1 pseudogene is annotated in these 521 nt (G+C 67.9%); it reads right to left on the bottom strand.

Annotated elements, in window-relative coordinates:
* Positions 1 to 111: 111 nt before the first annotated feature.
* Positions 112 to 376, bottom strand: a pseudogene (locus MKK49_RS06530) (porin family protein); the annotation flags it as partial.
* Positions 377 to 521 lie beyond the last annotated feature (145 nt).

The raw sequence follows: 521 nt of genomic DNA, 5'->3' as shown, positions 1-521 counted from the left end.
GGTGGAACTACCGGACCACGCGGGCGAGGGAGGCGACCGGGTTATTGAGTAGAGTGGGAGTGCAGGCTTGGTTGACGCCGTACGCGGCGGAGTTCCGGTTGTGATGGTTGGGCTTAACGTACAGGCCTGCGACCTGGAACGTCACGGCCGAGGAGTGGCAGAAGTTGAAGAACGCGTCCGTGGGGAGCGCGTACTTGATCCCGTGGCCGTGGCCCCAGGCGGTCTGGAAGCTGCCGCGGCTGCCGCTGTTCAGGTCGAACTCGCGACCACCGCCCGAACCGTAGGCGAAGCCGCCGGTGCCGTACACGAGGGTGCGGTCGAAGGCGTAGCCGAGGCGGCCGCGCACGGTGCCGAAGTAGTCGAGGCTCGACACGCCGGCCGTCGGGATCGCGGGCGACGATGGACTGGGCCCAGCGGTTGTCGCCGGGGCGCTGGGCGGGATTCCAGGTCGAGGGATTGCCGGTGCCGTAATACATCAGGTTCAGGGCGGCATCGTAGGCGTACCAGCCCCAGGTGCAGCC

The sequence above is a fragment of the Methylobacterium sp. J-090 genome, from assembly GCF_022829345.1.
Classification (GTDB): domain Bacteria; phylum Pseudomonadota; class Alphaproteobacteria; order Rhizobiales; family Beijerinckiaceae; genus Methylobacterium.
This window is presented reverse-complemented; position numbering and strand designations above follow the sequence as displayed.